This window comes from Fusibacter sp. 3D3 (assembly GCF_001748365.1).
Lineage (GTDB): Bacteria > Bacillota > Clostridia > Peptostreptococcales > Acidaminobacteraceae > Fusibacter_A.
In genome coordinates this window covers 55,931-78,935 of the sequence record NZ_BDHH01000014.1, presented here as the reverse complement: position 1 = coordinate 78,935, position 23,005 = coordinate 55,931, and the positions used below count along the sequence as shown (strand labels likewise).

The following is a 23,005-nucleotide window of genomic DNA, read 5'->3' as shown; positions in this document are numbered from 1 at the left end:
TTATATAAGGCATACATTTATGATATTTCTGCCTTCTGTATTTAGTTTTTATGATTTTAGCACATTTAATTCGCTGTTACAACAACTTTATCTAAATTAAATATATCACTCTAAAGTTCAAAGGCATTATGAATTGCAATTACAGCCTTTTGATAGTCACTTTCTCTGATAATACAAGAGATATTGATGTCCGATGTGGATACCATATCAATTTCTACATTTTCATCTGCAAGGCATCTAAAAACTTTAGAAGCAACACCCGCTGCCGACTTCATCCCAACACCGATGATACAAACCTTCGCGATATCTTTAGACCCAAAAACGGACTGCGCCTTAACTTCTGCTCCAATTTGATTTGCAAGTTCTAATGCCGAATCAAAATCCTCCTCCGCCACGGTATATGAAATTGTCAAATTGTCTTTATCCACATAGTTTTGCGTGATGACATCGACATTGATATTATGATTTGCAATTTCTTCAAAAATATAGGCAATATTCTGAGATGTATGAGGCACATTTGCCAACGTTATTTTAGCATTATTAGTGGTGTGGGCTACGCCTCTAACCAGTACATCTTCCATGTCTTCATCCTCCTCTGTTACATAAGTTCCAATTGTATCTGTAAATGATGATCTCAAATGGATTGGCAAGTGATTTTTAGCAGCGAGTTCAACACTTCTAAGATGCAACACCTTAGCGCCAGAGCCTGCCATTTCTAGCATTTCTTCAAACGATATTTTCGCAATCTTATGGGCATTGGGTACGATTCTCGGGTCTGCAGTGTAGACGCCATCTACATCTGTATAAATCTCAATCTCAGAGGCATGGAGTGCAACGCCTACTGCCACTGCAGATGTATCTGAGCCACCTCTTCCCAAAGTTGTGATCTCAAAATCTCTTGTTACACCTTGAAATCCTGCGATAATAACGACTTTATCTCGATCGAGCGCTTCCATAATTTTATGCGTTTCAATCGTCTCGATTTTTGCTTTATTATGATTGTCATCTGTGATGATCCCCACTTGCGTACTCGTAAATGAAATGGCTTCTTCACCCAAATCTTTAATCGCCATTGCCAACAATGAGATGGAAATTTGCTCACCCGTAGCAAGGATCATATCCAGTTCTCTACCTGAAGGTTTTTCAGTCACTTCTTTAGCTCTTTTCACAAGATCATCGGTCATGCCAGCGGGTGCTGAAACAACCACGACGACCTTGTTACCTTTCTTTTTTGTTTCGACCACCTTATTTGCAACATTTTTTACACATTTGGCATCTGCCATAGAAGTCCCACCATATTTTTGAACAATAATATTCATGAAAAACCTCCTTTCTCAAATTCTAATTTACACAATACAAGGGCTTGAATGCTTATTGCACTCTTAATTTTATACAAAAAAAATCGCATTCAAATGGAAGGCGATAAAGATCATAAGTCTCTTCTTATCTCTCACTTCGTAAAGAAATGCAGGAATTGGCACCACGCATCGAATGGGATGCAGGTTGCTGGGCGTCATTGAGCCTGTTCTCTCAGCCACTCTGGATAAGGTATTTAATTGTGAGTTCAAAACATAATTGTTTTTGACTTAATTGCAATGTTAACACAATTTGATTGTCCTTTCAAGTGTAATTGTCAATTAAACTATGTATTTTTTTACATACATTTAAATAACGATCTAACCCAAAGGAGATCTGAACATTTTAATGCAAGATCTCCTTTGGATGATTATAAATCGTTTGTTTTTGTCCCGCAATGCGCAGGAATGTCTATTCTATTTACTATTTCGAAATTCACTTTTAAGGTATAATTTCCATTCAAGACTCTGTTTTGAATTTTCAACTTTAGGCAATACATAATCATTTGCTAAATAAAATATTTGTAACATACAAACACTTCCTTTCTTCTTAGAGGCTTTCTCCCGATAATATTCAAGATTAAGCACTTCTAAGCGTATTCTTTTTATCATTATTTTGACGCACCTCTTTTGAGGTCTTTTCATTTAAAATTTCCATTTCGCCTTCTTCAAGAAACTGATTTGTATAGAGGTTATAGTAATGTCCCTTTTGTTTCATCAGTTCTTGATGACTGCCTTGTTCTATAACGACACCCTTATCCAGTACCAAAATGCGATCCGCATTTCTAATGGTTGATAATCTATGGGCAACGATAAAACTCGTTCTATTTTCCAGTACACGGTCAATCGCATACTGAATTTTGACTTCTGTCTCTGTATCAATAGAGGAGGTGGCTTCATCCAGAAAGAATAATCTTGGTGCTGCTAAAATGGCTCTTGCAAAAGATATAAGCTGTTTCTCCCCTGTGGAGAGCAACGCGCCACCTTCGCCGACTTCTGATTCATAACCTTTTTCAAGTTTGCTTATGAAATCATGCGCATTTACAATTTTCGCCGCATTTTCGATTTCTTTATCTGTGGCATCTAATTTTCCATAGCGAATATTCTCTTTTACCGTCCCGCTAAACAAGTGCGGCGTCTGTAGTACATATCCAATATTCGAATGCAGCCAGTTTTGAGATCTTGACTTATAGTCAACGCCATCTATTAAAATTTGACCCCCTGTTGGCTCGTAAAACCGACAGGCTAAATTAACGATTGTACTTTTTCCGGACCCTGTTTCTCCAACCAACGCCACAGTTTCGCCCTGATTGACCTTCAAGTTAAAATCTTTGAGAATGTACTCATCTTCTTTGTAAAAAAAATCCACATTTTTAAACTCAACATTGCCTTTTAAGGGTTCCCAGTTTTCTGTTTTTTGATGATAATGATCGCCATACTTAGCACGCACTACCTCTGATTCAAGGATGTCCTCTTCTTCATGGATTAAGCTCATCACGCGTTCTGCCGCAGCTTGTGCACTGATCATCTCCGTATAAATTCTAGCCAGTTCAAGTACTGGATCAAAGAATTGACGTGCATACGTGATAAAGAGAACCAATGTCCCATAAGTGATTACAGAATTCATCACGAATATACTGCCAAAGTATAGCGTTAACACCATACCGATTGCCGAGATAAAAAGCGCCACAGGTAAATAACCCGCGGAGAAGGTCGCTGCCCTGATGGACGTGCGCTTCATCTCATTTGTTACAGCTCCAAATTCCTCCCTATTGAGTTCTTCTCTGACAAGCGTTTTGGTCGTTTTGGCACCGACTATCCCATCGTTGAAAAGTCCTGTAATTTTAGAGTTTATCTTTCTTACATTTCTATATGCCACAAGCATCTTTTTTTCAAATAAGACACTGATGAATGCCAATAGAGGTACGGTTACCAAAGTAACAAGTGCCAACTTTACATTGACGATGAGCATGACGACGGATATGCCCGTCATCATAGCGAGGCCCCAAATCATGTCCACGAGGCCCCATGCGATGGTTTCTGCAATTTTACTTGCATCTGAAGTCGTCCTCGCAATCATCCAGCCAATCGCGTTTCTATCATAGTAGCTAAAAGACAGTTTCTGCAATTTTTCAAAGCAGTCCTTTCTCATTTTGTAAACCAAATTCATCTCGATTTTACCCGCGTGTCTGATAAACGTAAATACAATTACGGATAAAACAATTGCCAAACCTAGATACAACAGCCCCACTTTACCAAGGCCCTGAGCATTCCCTGGGATCACGTAATGATCAATCGCATATTGTGTTAAAAGTGGAAATGATATGTCCACACAAGCAAGTGATATCATAAAGACACAAAGAATTAAGATGTCTTTTTTAAATTCTGAAAAATAGTGTATTAGCGCTTTCCATATTGTTTTATCATATTTCAATTTCATTTCTTTATTGTGCTCCATTAGGATGCCCCCTTTGATTAGCTTACCATTTTTTGCAAATCCCAAATTCTCTTATATGGCCCCTCTTCTTCAACAAGTTGATGATGAGCCCCTTTTTGAATGATTTTCCCATCGTCTAAGACAATGATGATATCTGCTTCTGATAAGGTTGTAATCCTGTGACTGATAATTATCGTCGTCACCGCTTTGTTTCGTTCGTTAAGCGCGCGTCTAATGCGCATATCGGTTTCCGTATCCACTGCACTCAACGAATCATCGAAAATGAGTATGCGTTTATCTGGATCAATTATGGTTCTTGAAATAGCCACCCTTTGTTTTTGACCACCTGATAAAGAAACCCCTTTCTCACCAATAACAGTTTCATAGCCTTCTTTAAAGGTAATGATATTTTCATGAATGGAAGCTGTTTGAGCTGCCATATATATCTCTTGATCTTCAAAGTTTTTTCTCGTAATGCCAATATTTTCTTTTATGGTTTTCGCATAGAGATAGGGTTCTTGTAAAATAAGACCTATTTTTCGGCGAATCCATTGTTTTTTTATGGTGTTAAGCTCAACCCCATCTATTTGTATACTGCCTTCATATTCATATAACCGTTGTATGAGATGTACTAAGGTTGATTTGCCCGAGCCTGTTGACCCTAAAATACCCAGCGTTTTACCTTTCGGTAAATCAAATGAAATATTTTTAAGGGCGATCTTCCCATCTGGATAAGTGAAGGTAACAGCATCAAATTTAATATGCCCCAACACTTCAGATTCAACTTCGTGCGGCTGATCTGCCTCAATTTTCTCATTTAGAATTTCTTCAACACGCGTTATTGAAACCGTTGTTTTTCCAAGTTCGCTCAATATTCTTCCCGATTGCTTCACAGGCCACAGCAACATGGACTCATAGGTGATAAAAGCCACCAAGGTACCAATACTAATTTCGCCTGAAATAACCATAGTAGAACCGACCACTAATACGATGCCACTTTGAGTAAGCGTCAATAAATCTGACGATGACCAGAATACAGCAAGAACTTCTAACAAGCGATAAGTCACCTTGCGATAAGCCGTATTCACTTTTTCAAATTTATCAATTTCATATTTTTCTCTGCCAAAAGCGCGTACAACTCTGACGCCCGATAAGTTTTCTTGAAGAACCGTTGTAAGCGCACCCTCCGCTTCATCTGATTTTTTAAAATTCTTCTGAACTTTTGTAAAAAAGAGATATGAGAATGCAAATAAAATAGGAATCAATGCAATGGCGTAGATCGTTAATTTAAAGTTTAGATTCATCATAATCACAACGGATAATAGGATCATGAAGATAATTCTAGCAAGATCCACGATTTGAACGCCTAAGAATTTTCTTATGGTTTCCACGTCTGACGTGCATCTTTGAATCATATCTCCAGTTTCTTTTTTAGTGTGATATTCATACGTCATATACTGTATTTGCTTGTAGAGATTATTTTTCATATTTTCAGCGATGCGTTCTGCGGCATAACTTGATAAGTACCCTTTGAGGAATAAAAATACCCCTCTGATTAAGCCAATGCCTACCACTAACCACACCACACTCATTAAATCCTTACCATACAAATCCATTAAAAATTGCAAATTGCCTGCGGGTTCATCCCCTACAATTGAATCAATTGCATATTTTATTAAAATAGGTGTCGCCAATTGCATGATGGTTGCTATGACGATTGAAAGCACTGCAATTGAGAAGACGCCCCTGTAGCCTTTCAAATACTTGAATATATTTTTCATTTTCTCGACCCCCTAACGTTGTTTTTTAAAATCAATAATTTCCTATAAAGTCCGATAATTTCCTTATGTGACAGAGAAAAAGACCATGCAAGCATGGTCTTTCAAGGGTGAATCCTCATTCCCCCGTATATTTATAATCACCGAATACCTCTTTTGGGAAAGTAAACGTGTTTATAGACATAAAAAAACCACAGACATTTTGGCCTGTGGTTAATCATTCTAAAATGATAAATCTCTTAAAATACTTTATAAGCGATTCCCGCAGGCTACAGAATTATTAAATTGAAATGAAGGCGCACTGGTAGCGTTGTTACTGCCATTACATGCTGATCTTCTTCTAACTGATGTTGTGTAAACTACATTAATCATTTTGTAACCTCCTTTTTTTATTTTTGTTATTTTACACTGTGACGGCATCACCCGACCACACAGCAATCATATAATATTTTTTATATGCTCGCAATACTTTTTTCACACCTGTAATACTTTTGTAATGTCATTACAGAACCTTATACTTTTAATTTTATTCCCCAGTGAGCTCTATCTATTCTAATTACAGATTTTTTGTTTAATAACATCTATACTTTTTTTAAGACTCATTAAAGATTTGTAATAATAGATATCGCTTAAACCACACACTGGACTTTACCTTTGTCCATATTGGTTCACATAAAAATCCCGCAAGTAATGACAATCTTCATCCGACAACTCAATTGGGCCTCCAATTAGTTGGGATAAAAGCATTGTATGCGCGGATTTTTCACATACATGCGTGATTTTTATGGCTTCCTTTAAATCTTTTGCAACCGCGATCAATCCATGATTTGCTAAAATAACGGCATTTCTATCCTTTAAAGCTTTAACGGCCTCTATGCCAAGTTCTAAAGTCCCCGGTAACCTATATTCTGAAACGCGGACATTTCCACCGACAATTTGGATCAAATCATCACTAGAAGCTGGAATCGGTTTCCTCGCAATAGCCATAGCCGTACAATATGTAGAATGTGTATGGATTATTGCAAGGACATCTGGTCTATTATTATATATTTCTAGATGTAGAGGCAACTCAATTGAAGGCACCATATCACCATCAATTAAATTCCCTTCTAAATCAATGATGGGTATATTCTCGGATTTGATCTTTTCATAATCTACACCACTTGGTGTGATCGCCACTAAATCTTCATTGGGGATACGAACACTGATGTTCCCCCACGAACCAATGACCAGAGATAAATGCGAAATGAGTAACCCTGTATCAATGATTTCTTTTCTTGCCATCTGATGTTTAAGCGACATGTTTCCCCCTATATAATGTTTAGCCATTAGAATTATATAGATTATACCACAATGATCACTTTATTTAATCATTACTTTAGACATTTTTCAAAAACAAATCGCAGTTCACTTCTACTCCCATGATGCTATAACTAAATAAGCATGAGTATCTTTTTGTGAATTTCAGTAATTGGAAGTTGAAAGTCCACAGCCCCAATATCGTAAGCCACTTTTGGCATGCCGTATACGATACAAGTCTTTTCATCTTGACCTATGGTTCGAGCGCCATTTTGTTTCATATTGAGAAGCCCTTTAGCGCCATCTTGTCCCATACCTGTGAGTATAATGCCAAGCGCCTGATTGCCATAAAATTGAGCAACCGAATCAAAGAGTACATCTACAGATGGGATATGCCCATTTCGCTTATCTCCTTCGAAGAGCTTCACAGTCATTCGATGCCCCGACTTATGCAGTTTCATTTGAAAACCACCTGGCGCAAGTAACGCAACACCCTCTTGGATTTCGTCTCCGTCTTCTGCCTCCTTCACAATCATTCTGCAAGCTGCATTTAATCTTTGTGCATACATTTTGGTAAAAACAGCTGGCATATGTTGAACCATCACGACACCTGGAATATCTGCAGGTAACTTGTGCAGTATTTCATAAAGCGCTTCTGTTCCGCCAGTTGAAGCCCCTATGGCAATAATCTTATTTTTATGACTTCTTTGCGCCATATTGCCCTCGCTTGAATGTCTAATAATGCGTTTTAAACCACTCACATTAGCAATAGAAGCAATCTTTACTTTTATGACGAGTTCATTGATAAATGAATCCAATGCATTCTCAGTATTGGCATTGGGTTTGTTCACAAACTCCACGGCGCCGTATTTGAGTGCATCAAACACCATATTATCAAGTGAGGACATAACCACTACTGGGAGTGGATATTGTGGCATAAGACGTTTTAAAAACTCTATACCATCCATCTTTGGCATCTGAACATCTAGAATCATAACATCTGGTTCATAAATCAAAATTTTATCCCGTGCATCGTAAGGATCCATGGCAGTTGCTACAACTTCAATACCGTCATCTCTCTCAAGTTTATTTTTAAGTGTTTCCCGAAACAAGAGGGAATCATCCACAATGAGCACACGAATTTTCTTTCTCGGCATACGCTACTCCTTTTTATAAATCGCTGGTTGTAAATATTTAAAGCCCTGAGAGCGATCTTCAATCGTCTCAGAATGCCCTATGAACAAATAGCCTCCTGGGACTAAAGCGTTATAAAATTTATCAATGAGTTCTTTTTTAGAATCCTTATCAAAATAGATCATCACATTTCGACAAAATATAATGTGAAATTTTTTTTTGAATGGAAAATTGTTGACCAAATTAAATTTTCTAAAGATGACCTCATTTTTGATGTTATCCTTCACTAAAAATTTTTCATCATTGAGTTTTAAAAAATACCGTTCACGAATATCTTTATTGAGTTTTTCAACTTGAATGCGCTCATATTCACCTCTATTAGCTGATTCTAAGACTTTTAAAGAAATATCCGTTGCAAGCACTTTTGCATCCCATAGCAATTTATTTTTGCCCAAATAAGCTTCAAGCGTCATTGCAATTGAATAAGGTTCTTCGCCACTTGAACAACCCGCAGACCAAATTCGGATATCTTTGGACTGCTGTTCATGATATGTAATTTCTGGCAATGCAACCTCTTTTAAAAAAGCAAAGTGCTTTTCCTCTCGAAAAAAATAGGTGTGATTGGTTGTAATTTTATTGATAAATTCTGCTATTTCTTTACCTGTTTTATCAGCCTCTATGGTATCAAAATAATCAGTAAAACTTGTAAACCCTCTTACTTCAAGTATATGGGTAAATCGACTTTCTACAAGTGTTTTTTTCTTTTCAGTCAGTAAAATACCGTAGTTTTTATAAACATAAGACTGAATGCGATTAAATTCACTTTCTTTTATCTTCATAGTCACCTCTTTAGTTTTTAAAAGAGGTGCTTATCAAGCCACCTCTTTTAAAAAATGATATACGGTTTAGAGAACCTCAAATTAGTTTTGCACAAATTCTCTACCGCTATTAATACTTGCCAAATTCGCCATCATCTAAATTAATGACTCTCTCTTTAGGCGATTTGGGTGATATTTCATGATGAACTGTTTTCACCATTTTCTTTTGTGTTTTGTGTCCCGTTAAAATAAACTTTGAAATCATGTCCCGAAGCATTTCTGCTTGTGCTGACATTTCTTCACTTGCTGCCGCACTTTCTTCAGCTGTGGCTGTATTATTTTGAGTAACATCAGAGACTTGATTGACCCCCTCATTGATCTGAGCAATCGCTGTCGCTTGTTCATTGGATGCGTTTGCAATATCAGAGACAAGCTCAGCTACTTTACTGACGCCTTCGACGATTTCATTCAAGGCCACTGCAGTGGTATTTGCAATTTCTGTGCCGCTTGTCACCTTGCCGATTGAATTCTCAATTAAATCTGTGGTTTCTTTCGCTGCATTGGCACTTCTAGCGGCCAAATTTCTCACCTCTTCAGCGACGACTGCAAATCCTTTACCATGCTCTCCAGCGCGAGCTGCCTCTACTGCGGCATTAAGTGCAAGTATATTCGTTTGGAAAGCAATTTCATCAATAACTTTAATGATCTTAGAAATATTGTTGGAAGAAGCATTGATATCTTTCATCGCAGAGATCATTTCATTCATTCTAGAGTTGCCAACGATTGCCCCCTCTTTTGCTCTTACAGAGAGGTCATTCGCTTTATTTGCAGAAATTGCATTTTCTTTTGTTTGCTCAGCCACTTGTGTGATCGCTGCCGTTATTTCTTCTATAGCACTCGCTTGTTCAGTTGAGCCTTGTGATAAACTTTGAGAGGATGCACTGACTTGATTTGCACCCGTATTGACTTGCTCTGCCGCTATGCCGATTTCTCCAAGGACTGCATTAAACGATTCCAGTATGGCTTCTAGTGCCATTTTAATCTTAACGAAGTCACCTTTGAAGTCAATTCTCACATTTGCAGTAAAATCACCATCACTCATCTTTGCAAGTACATAGGCGATCTCATTGATATAGCTTACCAAAGCTTCAATCGTGGTATTCAAAGCATTTTTAATCGATGCATGATCCCCTTTATAGTTCCCCTTAACTCTTATATTCAAGTTGCCCTCAGAAACCTCAGCCAGCACTGTTGCTGCTTCATTGACTGGCTCAATTATGGCATCTAACGTCTCATTTACGCCCATTATGATTCTCTTATAATCGCCTAAATGACGGGTCTCATCTGCACGATAACTTAAATCGCCTTGCTTCGCCGCCTCTATGAGCGTATTTGTATCCTCAACAAGACCACTTATGCCATCTAGACATTTATTAATGCTCATTTTAATATTATTAAAATCACCATAATAAGTCTCTGTTATTTTTTCTGGAATAATGCCGTTTCCAATGTTGGTAATATAGTCATTTGTAATGTTGATCGGGTTGACAAATGCATCGATGAGCTGATTGATCCCTACAATTAGGTCTTCCCAAACCCCTGTCAAAACCCCTTCTTTACCTCTTTTACTAAGTTCTCCTTTTAAAACTGACTGCGTGAGCATATCCGTTTCACTAAGCAGTAAATTCAAACTTTCCACGGCACGCTTTAGATTTTGATTGAGCACATCCTTATCTGATTTGATTACGACTTCAATATTGCGATCGCCATCTGCTATGAGTTTCGCTATTTCAGCTTGTGCTTTGATGTTATCCACCATTTTAACAAACGCTGCAGTCATAACGCCAATCTCATCTCTGCTGTCAGATACTAGATCGACTTCAACATCACCCGTTGAAAGGATCTGCGCTGCATTTGTCACTTGATTGATCCCTTTCACTAACCCTTTGACGATGTAGATGTTAAATAAAATGCCAATAATGAGCGCAAAAGCGAATCCATACAGAAGCACTTGAGTTGTTGCATTTACTGCTTTAATGGTTTCTATTGCACCGTTATTTGTATCGGTCATGCTACCTTGCGCTATATCATCTGTTATTTTTGTGAGAATATTGCCCTTTTCTAACCGCTGCTCTCCTATTGCTTGAAGTTCATCAAAGAGATCCGCGATGATATTCATATTGGCTTTATAAGCCTCATTTGCTTTTCTCACATGATCAAGCTGCTGTAAGTTACTTTCTTGCGTCGTTGTTTTTCCAATTTCATCTAATATTACTGTGATTTCATCAAAGCTTTTAAGAATGGCTCTAATTTCATTTGCATCTCTTGAAGCGATTCCTTTTTGATTTTCAATTCTGATCGCATTGCCTAAGTTAAGTATATCTGTGATCATTTTGATTTTATTATTTCTGTCAATCAACTTTTCTTCAGCATCCTTAAGCTTAATATGACTCATCAATTTTTCTGTTTGATCCTCGTAGTATTTAGTAGATTCTTCAACAAAGGTACTTGCAGAACTGTTCAACAAATTTTTGGCATCCTCCATTTTAATATAGGCATCATACGTTTGCTGAATAAGGGACTCGTATTCTTTGTAAGCCTGTGTGCTTTGTTCGTGCATAGCGACCAGCGCTTCAGCATCGTGCTCTTTTGTAAAATTAGCCAGTTCTTCTAAATTCACATTTGCCGCTTCCATCCCCAAAATTGCCACGTTGTAATACGCTGTTTCCCCAGATAGACCGAAAGCTCTGCTGTTTAACATTACCGTATTGATATTGTGATTGAAATCTGTTGCGATACTCAGTGCATGAAGATAATTATCCTGCATCAATTCAGCTTGTTTTTTTTGCGTACTTAAATTATAGATGGTATATCCAATCACTAAAGAAATAATTAAAACCATCGTCCCAATTCCAATCGCAATTTTAGACCCAATTTTTCTATTTTTCAACATCCCCATCATCCTTTCTATTCAAATAATAGCTTCTCAATATCCATTAACGTAATCATATAATCATTGCTCTTTGTAATGCCTTGAACAAACCGACTCTTCTTATCAAAGTTCTTCTGTGATGTGATTTGATCTTTTTCAACAGATACCACTTCGAGTACAGTATCTACTATAACGCCGACCGTGTATTCCTCAAAATTCATAACGATAATACAAGTACGATCATCATACGCTCTGACGCTCTTGCCAAATCTTGCTCTGATCTCAATCACTGGAATGATTTGTCCCCTTAAATTAATAACCCCTTTGACATAAGCATCTTGTTGCGGCACCAGCGTTATTTCTTGAATTCGATTGATGTCCACTATAAAGTTGATATCAAATCCATAAACCTCTTTGTCCACTTGAAATGTCAAATATTTGATGATCTCTTTCGGCATATTTTTTATTTCGCCAACATCATCAACATGCCTATTTCTCATTTTTAGTCACCCCCCCTTAATTCACGAGACTATCTGGGTCCAATATTAGGCTAATCCGGCCATCTCCTAATAATGCAAAACCCGTCATGCCATCGATTGATCTTAAATATTTGGGAGCACTTTTAACAACAAGTTGCTGTTCTCCTAAAATAGCATCTGCAAAAAACACTTTCTCCTTACCATTCTCTTCAATCATAATGAGAATCCCTGCATTAAAATCGGTAATTTCAGTTTCAATACCATATTTCTCATGCAATCTCAAAATTGGAAACACTTGTCCTCTGACCATGACGAGTTCATTACCATCAGGATCTTGAGTGATATCACTTTCTTTGGCGATAAAAGACTCCCTAATAGAAATAATAGGAATCGAAAATATGGTCTTGCCCACTTGCATCATCATGCCATTGATAATGGCTAATGTGAGCGGAATTTTTATAGCAAATTCAGTGCCAATGCCCAGTTCAGAGTTTACGATAACCGTGCCACCGAGTTTCTTTATATTTCTTGCGACAACATCGAGCCCTACCCCACGTCCAGAAAATTCAGTAACTTCCTCTTTGGTTGAAAAACCTGGTTCAAAGAGCATTTCATAAACTTCACGATCTTGGTACTCTGATCTAGGCCTCGTTAAAAGGTTTCTGTCTTCACATTTATCCAGAATTTTTTCTCGATCTAAACCTTTGCCATCATCTTTTACAATGATCCAAACATCGCCACCAGAGTGCTTCGCCTCTAAAATAATGGCGCCTGTCTCTGGCTTTCCCATTTCAATGCGCTCTTCTGTAGATTCTAACCCATGGTCCATGGAATTCCTTATGATATGCATCAAAGGATCTGTAATATTTTCAATTACATTTTTATCAACTTCTGTATTTTCGCCTATAATGATCAAATCGACTTCTTTATCAACTTTCTTCTTCATATCCCTGACAATTCGAGTCATCTTTTGAAATGTCAAAGTCAAAGGGACCATCCGCATGCTCATAACCGTATCTTGTAGTTCATTCATGATAATTCTAAATTGTCTTGCCGCTTTTTCAAAGTTCTCAAGATGCAAATTTAAAATTTCTGGATTCCGAGTAACCATGGACTCTGAAACGACCAGTTCACCGACTAAATCCATCAATTTATCAACTCTGTTCACATCAACACTGATAAAACTTTGTTTAGCCACTTTTTTACCTTCTGATTCAGGTTTAACTTCATTTGATTTTTGAGCTTCAACAGCTTTCTTTTCACGATTGATTTCATGATTTAACTGACTAATTTCAGGATTGCTCATATCGGTTTTTAAATCTGCAATGATTTCTGTTTCCAATTCAACTTCATTTTCTAAAATTTGCTCTTCCAAGATGCCAAGTTCAATATTCTTGCATGTTTCTTGGAAAGTGCGCTCGTCAATCTCTAAGAGAACATAAGTTTTAAGAAAACTAACCCCTCTCATGATATCCTGCATTTCTTCCATGCGCATTCCAGTTTTTATATAACTTCTGAATCCATTTTCCACAATATAATCTGCTGCACTTGGATCACCTGTGATATCCGTAGGGATATGTAATAAACCCTCTACTTTATCTTTTATGCCATGAACAAATGTAAATGCGCGGATATTCTCCATGCCACAGCCATCTTCATATTCAATTTTTAATCTAAAGTAATTAAAATGACTCAAATCTGTCGAATTTTCTTTGTGCTCTGTCATTTCAACTTTTTTAGGAGATATATAATATTGTGGTTTTACCACACTCTCTTCTGAAGTGCTATATTGTTCTTTGTCATTCATGAATTTTAGAGATTCTAAATACGTCACGATTTCATCTCTGAGTTCACCTGCCTCGCCATTGGGTTGCGAATCCCGCTCTACCTTCTTGATTTCTTCTTTTACAAAATCAATCATAGCAAGTGTCAAATCCGTTATGCGTGAAGGATTATACTTCAATGTCTTATTATTTCTTAAAAAGTCAAACAAATCCTCAAGTCGATGTGCAATCACTGCTATGCCTTCATACATCATCATCATGGAATTGCCTTTAATGGTATGCATGATTCTGAAAATTTCATCAATTGCAAAATCAAGACTTTCCTCTTTTTCAGCTGCCATCATCAACTGCTCAAGTCGGTCAATAAGTTGCGTGGTCTCATATACATACATTTCTATCATCGGCTCATTTTGATTATACTCACTCATTCACATACCTCCTTCTGATGATATCGTCCCACTTGTGATCCGCCAATATCACCTTGCATTACTTTCGTTGTATATAATACCTACTTTAGGATATTTTTAAACGCTACTTTTCTGTTTTAATATTTTTTTAAAAAAAATAAGCCCTATTACAGGCCTATTTTTATAGTAAATTCAGTTCAAATTCAGATTGAAAGTATTCATTTTTAGCCATTTTCTGTCTTCAACATACCTCGGGTGATATTTTTCAACAATTCTCCAAAATCGACTCGAATGATTCAATTCGTTTAAATGCGCCAATTCGTGGATAATGATGTAATCCACAATCTCTTTGGGTAGTAAAACAAGATTGAGTGAAAAATTCAGATTGCCTCTTGAACTGCAACTGCCCCATCGTGATTTCATCAACTTAACTCTGATTTCATTAGGTTGTACATTCAGTTCTTCAGATAATACTTTGACACGTGCCACCAGATGATTCCTTAAAACAACTCTTAATAACTTTATGACTTCCCTTTTAATCGCTTCTCGCTCAGGCTTCACCTTAGGATTAATCATAATGCGTTTATGCGCATGATCTAAATAAGTATCTATACGATCAGAAAATTCAATGGTGAACGCTTCATACCAAACAGGGAGCGTTGAACCCAACTCAAAACACAAAGGTGGTTCCGATTCGGACATCCATTTGAGTTTCTGATCAATCCAGTCTGCTTTAGTCTCTATAATGGATTTTATCATAGGGTTGGTATAGTGATTTGGGGCTTTAATGGTTACAGACCCATCCGCGTTGACTTTAATCTCACAAGTTTTTCGCTTTGATTTGATAACATTAATATTCATATAACCTCATTAATTTTCTGCTATTTACACGTGATTACACATGACTTTCTATGATTGCTTTAACGGTTTCAGTGAGGGCTACGGTTTCTTTGTTCATCTCTTTATTGATCCAAATGGGTTCAGATATAATAATCTCCACATTTGCGGGTTTAATGAGCAGGGAACCCTTTTTCATAATGTCTTTTGAACCTTTTATGGTTACGGGCACAATGGGAACACCTGATTTAGTCGCAAGTTTTAAACCGCCTGGCTTAAATGCTTTCACCTTGCCATCAGGGCTTCTCGTCCCCTCAGGAAAAATCACCATAGATTGACCTTCTTTTAAAGACTGGACGCCTTGGCTGATCCCTTTTACTTGCTGTCTAATATCGCTTCGATCCATAAAGATACACTTCATGTGTTTCATCCAGTCGCGTACAAATGGCATTTTTAAAAGCTCAACCTTTGCGATAAACCCTTTTGTCTTAGGCAAATGTAAAATCGTAAGCGGAATATCAAAATTGCTCTGATGATTACACACATAGAGCACTGCGCTATCCTTAGGAATATTTTCAAGTCCAACGATCTCAACTTTACATCCCGCAAGCTTGAGTAGCTTCGATGACCACTGTCTTGCTTTTTGGTCTGCAAACTCTAATTTTTCATTTGCCGTCATTTTATTCACTTTGAATAAAGCAGGCATTAATCCCACTAAACTTATCCAAAAATAGGCAAACCATATAATTGTTCTTATCATCCATTTTCTCCATTTAATGATTTTATTGATCTAAATATAGGCTAGAGTGTCCACTCATATCGCAAGTATTATACTATAATCGCATTCAAACTTTGCTTTGCCTTCAAGCCTTAAAATACCATGCTTTTCTTTTAACTGCTGCGAGGCATTTTTAAAATCTGCTATACCATGCCAAGGTTCAATACAGACAAAAGGTGCCTTTGGTGACCATATGCCAATATAGGGATAGTTGCTACACTCAAATTTTAGTATAGCGTTTTCTTTGTCATCATTCAATATGAAGCCCTCAATATTTTCACCTTTAAAGATCAACGCATCTTCATCGAACAATTGAGGCGTAAGATATAAGCGCCCTTCCTCGAGTTCAATTGACTTGTAACCCTCCGAAATCAAGCCCTCACTTAACGCGATATTCAGGCTTTTAAGCACATTCGTTTTTGCTTTCATTTCTACTTGCAAAAAACTCTTTTCTGATTTGAGATCGCAATTAAAAGCAGGATGCGCCCCTATGGAAAAGAACAATTCGCTTGACATGACATTTTCCACACAGTAGTAGACCTTGAGTCTATTATCCTCCAGTCTATAAGTAACTGACAATTTGAATTGGAAGGGATACAGCGCTCTCAAATGCGCATTGTCCTTTAACATCAATGTGACTTGATCATCAGAATGCGATTCCAAAGTAAATGCTTGATCTCTTGCAAATCCATGCCGAGGCAAATCATATTTAACATCATCATAAATATACTGGCCCTCTTTTAGGCTGCCCACAATGGGAAATAAAATAGGCGCATGTTTGGCCCAGTACTGTTTATCTGCTTGCCAAAGTAACTCTCTATTGTTTTTAAGATCCAATAAACTTGTGAGTTCAGCACCCTTTATGGCCACTTTAGCTTTTATAAATTTATTATTTAATTCAATCAAATTTTGACCTCTTTTCGTTTAAAATCATATTTTCTGGGTATATTAATAGTATAGCAAAATCAATGAAAATTGATGACGCAAAGCTGAAGGATCTAAATTTTTAAAACTGCAAACGCATTCCTTATAGGATTAAAATTCAAAATCTATATAGGGTATTTTGAATCATAATACTTGTAAACTGAGAAGGCGTTCCTACAGTCTAAAAAAACAAGATAGCCAGCTACCTAAAAAACTTTTCGGTTACAAAGGCAAAATCAGTGAAAGCTGATGACGCAAAACTATAGGACCTAAATTATAAATCATTAAATATTTGTGGGGATCCATAAAACCATCACTATTTGATAGTTCGATTTATAACAGGGTAGCCAGCGACCGGGAAAAGTTTTTTTGTTTTTGAATTATAGGCTCTATACCCCATCTAAAAAAACTTATTTTTCAATCACTAAATGGAGTGGTATCTTCACAGTGAAGGTTGACCCTTCATTTTTTTTGCTCTCAACTTGAATTTCACCTTTATGCTTATTGACAATAATATCATGTGAGATGCTCAGCCCTAGACCCGTCCCTTGCCCAACAGGTTTTGTTGTAAAGAAGGGATTAAAAATCTTGTTGATGAATTCTGAATCAATACCGTCACCATTATCTTTTATAATCATATAACCATACTTGCCATCGCACAACGTGGATAAATCAACAACGCCTAGATTTTCTTGATTTTTACTCTTTATCGCATGCGCAGCATTCACAAGCATGTTGACTAATACTTGTTCAATCTGACCTTTATTACAATAAAGCAGTTTACACTCTGAGTAATGCTTCACAATCGTTGCAGAATATTTAATTTCATTATTGACAATAAGCAAAGCTTCATCAAGTAAAACATTCATATCCACATACTCAAAAACATCCTCATCTGATATACGTGCAAAATTTCGCATGGTCATGACGATTTTAGCGACACGTTTTAATCCTGTTTCTGAATCTATTAATACTTCTAAAAAATCCTCAAATATAAAATCCAAATCCTTCTCTTTCCAAAGTGCATCCATTTTAGTTATAGATTCCATAAAATGATCTGCATGCTCTATCGTTATAATTTCTCTACCAATCTCTATAAAATCTGAAATCACAGATACATAATTCTTGGCAGTTTCGAGGTTGCTCATGACAAAAGCTAAAGGATTATTGATTTCATGTGCAATTCCTGCTGCAAGTTCACCAATTGCGACCATCTTCTCTTTTTGGACAAGATAATATTGAGCTTCTTTTAAGGCTTTATTGGTTTCTACAAGTTCAGCATTCTGCCGTTCTAATTGAATTGCAGTGTGCTTAATTTGGTGATCATTTTGAATCTCCCTTATAACCGACTTGACTCTGGAAATAAATTCAAGTTCATTAAAGGGCTTTCTTATATAGTCCGTAGCACCATAATCAAAACACTGTTTAAGGGTCTGAGTGTCCTCAATTGTTGTGAGCATAATGACCTTTGGATGCTTTATCTCATCATTCATCATTATTTTTTCTAGAACTTCAACGCCCGAATACTTTGGCATAATAATGTCGAGAAGCACTAAATCGCATCCTGATACCGCTATAAATTCTAAGGCTTCTTCACCATTGGAGGCCAAAAAAATCTCACTTTCTATGCGGTTCGCTATAAGCGTATCCCTTGCCACTACTTGATTAATTTTGCTGTCGTCTACTATGAGTATTCTCATTTTACACCTACTTATCTCCAACATGTCTTGTGAAAACTGAATCTCTTATTACCGTTTGATTCCACATCTATAGTATACCAAATTTATGGCTGACAAATCAAAGAACAAAAAAAATTGCTATTCTAAATGTTGTTTAAACTTGAAGGAAGCTAGCGACAGCAAAGCGACTGAAAATCCAAGCAAAAAAAGGGCTTGTTGATATAGGATTTGAATCCCAACGCCTTTTACAATAATGCCTCTCAATATTTCTAAAAAATAAGTTAAAGGCATTAAGTAGCCTGCGTAGAAGATCGGAAGCGGCATGGCTTCTCTAGGAAACACAAATCCACTGAGTAATACACTTGGCAATATGATAAGAAGTGTCATTTGCATTGCTTGAAGCTGATTTTTTGAAATCGTTGAGATCATCATTCCAATCGCCAAAGAACAAAAGATAAAGGCATTTCCCAGCAGCATTAGAAGTCCAAAGCTTCCCATAAGTGGTATTTTAAAATAAAGAATGCCAATCCCCAGTGTGATTAAAAAATCTATATTGCCAACGACAATATAGGGTATCATTTTACCCAAGATAAGTTCATAGGATCTAATAGGAGATACCATCAATTGTTCGATTGTGCTTTTTTCTTTCTCTCTGACCAGAGAAAACGAAGTCAGCATCACGGTGATGTTTTGCATAATCAATCCGATGAGACCGGGAATCGTAAATATAGTACTCTCCATAGCTGGATTATACCAAACATTCGTTGAGAGTGTGATCCCTTGATTCATATTTTGTTTCATCGTAAAAGCCTTGCTGAGCAAATTCGCACTTTGAAGTGCTGTTCTTGCAACAGTTGGATCTGAACCATCTACGATTAACTCTACCTCACAATTACCCGTTGATGCTAATTTTTTTGAAAATCCTGTAGGGATAATCAAAGCCGTTTTTATGGTGCCTTTTTCCACTAAAAGCTGCAATTCTGAAGTATCATTTACAGTTGTATAGAGTTTGAAATAGTCACTTGTGATGAATGATCTGACAAATTCTCTACTTTCAAACGTTTGATCACCATCTAATACGCCAATATATATTTGATCCACTTCAGTATTTACGGCATAACCAAATATGAGCATAAAGAATAATGGCATCATGATGAGCATCCCCACACTTGCAGGGTCACGCCGAATATGGATAAATTCTTTGATGATAATATGTCTAAATCGATTCATCTTGTGCCCTCTCTTCCTTGATGAATTTCAAGTTATCAAAAGAATGCTTTATACTGGTATGGGTTTCTCTTTCAACCCATTCAATAAAAACGTCCTCCAGAGTGTTGGCATTATGTGCTTTAATGAGTTCTTTTGGAACCCCTTCTATCAATTTACGGCCGCTGAAGACAAACCCCACGCGATCGCAACTCTGAGCTTCATCCATATAATGTGTCGTTACAAGTATTGTGATGCCTTGCTTAGACAGTTCAAAAAGCATTTCCCAGAAAAGTCTTCTCGATACAGGATCAACACCTGCTGTGGGCTCGTCTAAAACAAGCAATTTGGGTTTGTGAATAATAGCACAACCAAGTGCCAATCGCTGTTTCCAGCCCCCTGACAAATGCCCTGTGAGTTGCTTTTCTCGACCATTAAGTCCAGCCATTTCTACAATTTGGACAATTCTATCTTTTATTTCTGCTTTACTTAACCCGTATAGGTTTGCAAAAAAAGTAATGTTCTCTATAACCGTCAAATCTTCATATAGACTAAATTTTTGTGACATATAACCAATTCCGTTTTTTATTTGATTGCTGTGCTTATAGACGTCATAGCCAAGAACGTTACCAGTGCCCCCACTTGGTTTAATAACACCACATATCATCTTGATGGTTGTTGACTTGCCAGCACCATTGGGGCCTAACAAGCCATATATTTCACCTTTGTTAATCGAAAGCGAAACATCTTGAACGGCTTTCAACTCACCATAATGCTTTTGAATCTTATCCAGAATAATAATAGATTCATTCATTCCGCTGCACCTGCCTCAAGTTCTATGTCCACCATCATCCCACTGTGAAACTCAGCACTTTCTTCAAGATCTGCTTTCACTTTAAAGACAAGACTTTGACGATCTGCTTTTGTAGAAATATTTTTAGGTGTAAACTGTGCATAATCTGATATTTTTGTGATTTTAGCCGTAAAAGTCTCTCCAGAACCGTCAAGTATCAGCTTTATATTGCCACCCAGTTCGATTTTAGAAAAATTGGCTTCATCCACATAAAATTGAACATAAAGGCTTTCTTGTTCGAGTAAATCCGCAAGAATGGCCCCTGTGGATACCATTTCATTTTCATTAAAATAGACATGGCGTATTCGACCCTCAGACGGCGCAAAGATATGTGTTTCTTCAATCTTGCGTTCAATACTCTGGCGTGCTATTTCGGAGAGCTTTAGTTCTTCTTCCGCAATTGCAAGTGTATGTGGGTTCACTCCCTCTAGCAAATCTTCATAAGCAAGTGTTGTTTTCTCATATTCCTTATTTAAAACACTTAAGTCCGTTTGAGCTTGTTGATAAGCAAGTTCAACGTTTTCTAGTTGCTCTGCACTAATGGCATTACTTTCTAGTAACGCTCTGGCATCTTCTAACTGATTGCTTTTGATTTTTAACTGATCCGTTGCGAGCGCAATTTTTAACTTTAACCCCTCTTGTTGCAACGTAATTTGCTTAAAATCATTAGCATCTGCACCTTCAATTAGATCCTCTAATTTATTCTCCTTTATGGCGATTTCAGCAATTATTTTATCTTTTTGAAATAACAGGTCGCTTGAGTCTATTATGGCGATCAAATCACCTTTTGAAACCTGCTGTCCCTCTTCTACATTGATTTCTATTATTTTGCCACTGGATTGAGACATCGCTTTGGTAATATTGCACTCTATAAATCCCGTATACACAGGTGTTGAAACGGCTTCACCTATGCTGAAGCAATATCCGATACTGCCCAAAACAATCGCTAAAATACCTATAAAAATACTTTTTTTCATGATAAACTCCTCATTTAATTTCTTGTTTTGAGATTTTTAGGATTCAGATTTTCGGGTAATCCCTCTCAATAAAATCGTTTTAACCTGTAGCATTTCCCTTTTCATCTCACTTGCATCAAATGTTTGTTCCATGATTACCCTTTTGATAACACCACTGAATAAACCTGCTGCTATCATTCTTAAAATCACTTCATCATCAAGTTCAGGATCAATGATGCCGCGTTCTCTGTGAATTTTCATAAAATTTCTAAACTCTAAGAAAATAGGACTGACCACTTGATCTATAATATGATCTCTTAAATCTGAATGATACTGCATTTCTGTTAACAAGACCTTTAAAATGGCGTGATTTTTTAAAATCAGCGTAATTCGATCTTCAATAATCATATCAAAGACCTCATCGAGCGATTTACTTGTATTGTCAATCAAGATTTTTTGTATCGGTTTATAGGCGAGTTCTCTTCCTAATAATTCAACACCTTTGTTGACAATCGCCGTTAAAAGCCCCTTCTTCGTTTTAAAATATTTAAAAATAATGGCCTCACTTGTATTGGCGAGCATTGCGATTTCGTTTGTCTTAGTCGCATCATAGCCCTTTTCAGAAATCATTTGAACCGCCGCATTTAAAATTTGTTTTTCAGTATCTTCACGTTTTCCCATGAACAACCTCCTCGTCACAACGATAGTGAGTGAGTACTCACTATTAAAGTATACGTCATTTCTCTTTGTTGTCAATAAAAAAAATGCGACAATTCAAATACACTCTGCGTTAGAATGTTTTTGAATTGTCGCGCTTTAAAATTGACGCTTCCTTTTTCTATCCATAAGGCGCCTTATTCTAAGGTGATTTCACAAACGACATCCCCTGTTTTCAAAGCACCATAATGAACAGAAATCGTCTTAATAAGTTTCATTTCAGTAAAGACAACTGGGGTGATAGAAGCTTTATTGAGCGCCTTTATTGCAGCCTCATCAAATTTTAAAATAGCTTGACCTGCCTTTAAGGGACATGGTGGTTCTAATAATCTTTCAAAGCCTTCACCTTTCAGCTCAACAGTATCAATCCCAATATGAATGAGCATTTCAATCCCTTCATCTGACTTAATGCCAATTGCGTGATTGGTTGGGAATATTTGAATCAATTGACCATCACAAGGACTACACACCGTATGGATACCTGCTTTGGGCAAAATTGCGAATCCATCTCCAATCATTTTTTGTGAAAATACTTGATCCGGAACTGTTTTTAAATCGACAACATCACCTTCAAAAGGCATCTTAATGAGAATCGATTTTGATTTTTTTAAAAAGTTAAACATCTGACACCG

General features: G+C 37.0%; 18 protein-coding genes and 3 riboswitches. All 18 genes read right to left on the bottom strand.

The features are described 5' to 3' along the window. Positions 1–110: 110 nt before the first annotated feature. The 18 genes from F3D3_RS15715 to F3D3_RS15625 all read right to left on the bottom strand — a co-directional run bounded on the left by F3D3_RS15715 (position 111) and on the right by F3D3_RS15625 (position 22,996). A complete protein-coding gene (locus tag F3D3_RS15715; RefSeq protein WP_069875406.1) occupies positions 111–1,319 on the bottom strand; it encodes an aspartate kinase in 1,209 nt (402 codons plus the stop codon). A gap of 121 nt (positions 1,320–1,440) precedes the next feature. Further along, a riboswitch (SAM riboswitch) is annotated at positions 1,441–1,550 on the bottom strand. A 385-nt stretch (positions 1,551–1,935) separates the two neighbouring features. Then, positions 1,936–3,813, bottom strand: a complete 1,878-nt coding sequence (locus tag F3D3_RS15705) for an ABC transporter ATP-binding protein (protein ID WP_069875404.1) — start codon at positions 3,811–3,813, stop codon at positions 1,936–1,938. A gap of 17 nt (positions 3,814–3,830) precedes the next feature. Further along, the gene (locus F3D3_RS15700) at positions 3,831–5,573 is read right to left on the bottom strand and encodes an ABC transporter ATP-binding protein (protein WP_069875403.1); all 1,743 of its coding nucleotides are present in this window, start codon (positions 5,571–5,573) and stop codon (positions 3,831–3,833) included. A gap of 645 nt (positions 5,574–6,218) precedes the next feature. After that, positions 6,219–6,872, bottom strand: coding sequence for a class II aldolase/adducin family protein (locus F3D3_RS15695; protein WP_084389097.1), 654 nt, complete (start codon positions 6,870–6,872; stop codon positions 6,219–6,221). A gap of 131 nt (positions 6,873–7,003) precedes the next feature. Then, on the bottom strand, positions 7,004–8,026 hold the full coding sequence (locus F3D3_RS15690; protein ID WP_069875402.1) for a chemotaxis response regulator protein-glutamate methylesterase: 1,023 nt from the start codon (positions 8,024–8,026) through the stop codon (positions 7,004–7,006). Positions 8,027–8,029: 3 nt separating this feature from the next. Continuing rightward, complete coding sequence (locus F3D3_RS15685; protein WP_069875401.1) at positions 8,030–8,842, bottom strand: protein-glutamate O-methyltransferase CheR; 813 nt, start codon at positions 8,840–8,842, stop codon at positions 8,030–8,032. Between the two features lie 109 nt (positions 8,843–8,951). Next, positions 8,952–11,774 (bottom strand): methyl-accepting chemotaxis protein, encoded by a 2,823-nt coding sequence (locus F3D3_RS15680; protein ID WP_069875400.1) that lies wholly within the window; start codon positions 11,772–11,774, stop codon positions 8,952–8,954. Between the two features lie 14 nt (positions 11,775–11,788). Further along, complete coding sequence (locus tag F3D3_RS15675) at positions 11,789–12,253, bottom strand: chemotaxis protein CheW (protein WP_069875399.1); 465 nt, start codon at positions 12,251–12,253, stop codon at positions 11,789–11,791. A gap of 16 nt (positions 12,254–12,269) precedes the next feature. Continuing rightward, on the bottom strand, positions 12,270–14,444 hold the full coding sequence (locus F3D3_RS15670; protein ID WP_069875398.1) for a chemotaxis protein CheA: 2,175 nt from the start codon (positions 14,442–14,444) through the stop codon (positions 12,270–12,272). A 171-nt stretch (positions 14,445–14,615) separates the two neighbouring features. Then, positions 14,616–15,284, bottom strand: a complete 669-nt coding sequence (locus F3D3_RS15665) for a M48 family metallopeptidase (protein ID WP_069875397.1) — start codon at positions 15,282–15,284, stop codon at positions 14,616–14,618. Between the two features lie 34 nt (positions 15,285–15,318). Next, positions 15,319–16,020 carry a 1-acyl-sn-glycerol-3-phosphate acyltransferase gene (locus tag F3D3_RS15660; protein WP_069875396.1) on the bottom strand — a complete coding sequence of 234 codons (702 nt, stop codon included), beginning with the start codon at positions 16,018–16,020 and terminating at the stop codon, positions 15,319–15,321. 54 nt (positions 16,021–16,074) lie between these two features. Then, on the bottom strand, positions 16,075–16,944 hold the full coding sequence (locus F3D3_RS15655; RefSeq protein ID WP_069875395.1) for an aldose 1-epimerase family protein: 870 nt from the start codon (positions 16,942–16,944) through the stop codon (positions 16,075–16,077). Positions 16,945–16,986: 42 nt separating this feature from the next. Then, positions 16,987–17,172: riboswitch (cyclic di-GMP riboswitch) on the top strand. 9 nt (positions 17,173–17,181) lie between these two features. Then, positions 17,182–17,321: riboswitch (cyclic di-GMP riboswitch) on the top strand. A gap of 51 nt (positions 17,322–17,372) precedes the next feature. Next, the gene (locus F3D3_RS15650; RefSeq protein ID WP_069875394.1) at positions 17,373–18,662 is read right to left on the bottom strand and encodes a response regulator; all 1,290 of its coding nucleotides are present in this window, start codon (positions 18,660–18,662) and stop codon (positions 17,373–17,375) included. A 117-nt stretch (positions 18,663–18,779) separates the two neighbouring features. Then, a complete protein-coding gene (locus F3D3_RS15645) occupies positions 18,780–19,871 on the bottom strand; it encodes an ABC transporter permease (RefSeq protein WP_069875393.1) in 1,092 nt (363 codons plus the stop codon). After that, a complete protein-coding gene (locus F3D3_RS15640; protein ID WP_069875392.1) occupies positions 19,858–20,661 on the bottom strand; it encodes an ABC transporter ATP-binding protein in 804 nt (267 codons plus the stop codon). Before F3D3_RS15640 ends, F3D3_RS15645 begins: the two co-directional genes overlap by 14 nt. After that, a complete protein-coding gene (locus F3D3_RS15635; RefSeq protein WP_069875391.1) occupies positions 20,658–21,677 on the bottom strand; it encodes an HlyD family secretion protein in 1,020 nt (339 codons plus the stop codon). Before F3D3_RS15635 ends, F3D3_RS15640 begins: the two co-directional genes overlap by 4 nt. A 36-nt stretch (positions 21,678–21,713) precedes the next feature. Beyond that, complete coding sequence (locus F3D3_RS15630; RefSeq protein ID WP_069875390.1) at positions 21,714–22,337, bottom strand: TetR/AcrR family transcriptional regulator; 624 nt, start codon at positions 22,335–22,337, stop codon at positions 21,714–21,716. Between the two features lie 173 nt (positions 22,338–22,510). Beyond that, the gene (locus tag F3D3_RS15625) at positions 22,511–22,996 is read right to left on the bottom strand and encodes a PTS glucose transporter subunit IIA (RefSeq protein ID WP_069875389.1); all 486 of its coding nucleotides are present in this window, start codon (positions 22,994–22,996) and stop codon (positions 22,511–22,513) included. Positions 22,997–23,005: the final 9 nt, after the last annotated feature.

What these genes read in the sequence shown, in the direction of transcription:
- F3D3_RS15715 (WP_069875406.1), bottom strand. Translation starts at nt 1,319, where the DNA reads ATGAATATTATTGTTCAAAAATATGGTGGGACTTCTATGGCAGATGCC.
- F3D3_RS15705 (WP_069875404.1), bottom strand. Translation starts at nt 3,813, where the DNA reads ATGGAGCACAATAAAGAAATGAAATTGAAATATGATAAAACAATATGG.
- F3D3_RS15700 (WP_069875403.1), bottom strand. Translation starts at nt 5,573, where the DNA reads ATGAAAAATATATTCAAGTATTTGAAAGGCTACAGGGGCGTCTTCTCA.
- F3D3_RS15695 (WP_084389097.1), bottom strand. Translation starts at nt 6,872, where the DNA reads ATGTCGCTTAAACATCAGATGGCAAGAAAAGAAATCATTGATACAGGG.
- F3D3_RS15690 (WP_069875402.1), bottom strand. Translation starts at nt 8,026, where the DNA reads ATGCCGAGAAAGAAAATTCGTGTGCTCATTGTGGATGATTCCCTCTTG.
- F3D3_RS15685 (WP_069875401.1), bottom strand. Translation starts at nt 8,842, where the DNA reads ATGAAGATAAAAGAAAGTGAATTTAATCGCATTCAGTCTTATGTTTAT.
- F3D3_RS15680 (WP_069875400.1), bottom strand. Translation starts at nt 11,774, where the DNA reads ATGTTGAAAAATAGAAAAATTGGGTCTAAAATTGCGATTGGAATTGGG.
- F3D3_RS15675 (WP_069875399.1), bottom strand. Translation starts at nt 12,253, where the DNA reads ATGAGAAATAGGCATGTTGATGATGTTGGCGAAATAAAAAATATGCCG.
- F3D3_RS15670 (WP_069875398.1), bottom strand. Translation starts at nt 14,444, where the DNA reads ATGAGTGAGTATAATCAAAATGAGCCGATGATAGAAATGTATGTATAT.
- F3D3_RS15665 (WP_069875397.1), bottom strand. Translation starts at nt 15,284, where the DNA reads ATGAATATTAATGTTATCAAATCAAAGCGAAAAACTTGTGAGATTAAA.
- F3D3_RS15660 (WP_069875396.1), bottom strand. Translation starts at nt 16,020, where the DNA reads ATGATAAGAACAATTATATGGTTTGCCTATTTTTGGATAAGTTTAGTG.
- F3D3_RS15650 (WP_069875394.1), bottom strand. Translation starts at nt 18,662, where the DNA reads ATGAGAATACTCATAGTAGACGACAGCAAAATTAATCAAGTAGTGGCA.
- F3D3_RS15645 (WP_069875393.1), bottom strand. Translation starts at nt 19,871, where the DNA reads ATGAATCGATTTAGACATATTATCATCAAAGAATTTATCCATATTCGG.
- F3D3_RS15640 (WP_069875392.1), bottom strand. Translation starts at nt 20,661, where the DNA reads ATGAATGAATCTATTATTATTCTGGATAAGATTCAAAAGCATTATGGT.
- F3D3_RS15635 (WP_069875391.1), bottom strand. Translation starts at nt 21,677, where the DNA reads ATGAAAAAAAGTATTTTTATAGGTATTTTAGCGATTGTTTTGGGCAGT.
- F3D3_RS15630 (WP_069875390.1), bottom strand. Translation starts at nt 22,337, where the DNA reads ATGGGAAAACGTGAAGATACTGAAAAACAAATTTTAAATGCGGCGGTT.
- F3D3_RS15625 (WP_069875389.1), bottom strand. Translation starts at nt 22,996, where the DNA reads ATGTTTAACTTTTTAAAAAAATCAAAATCGATTCTCATTAAGATGCCT.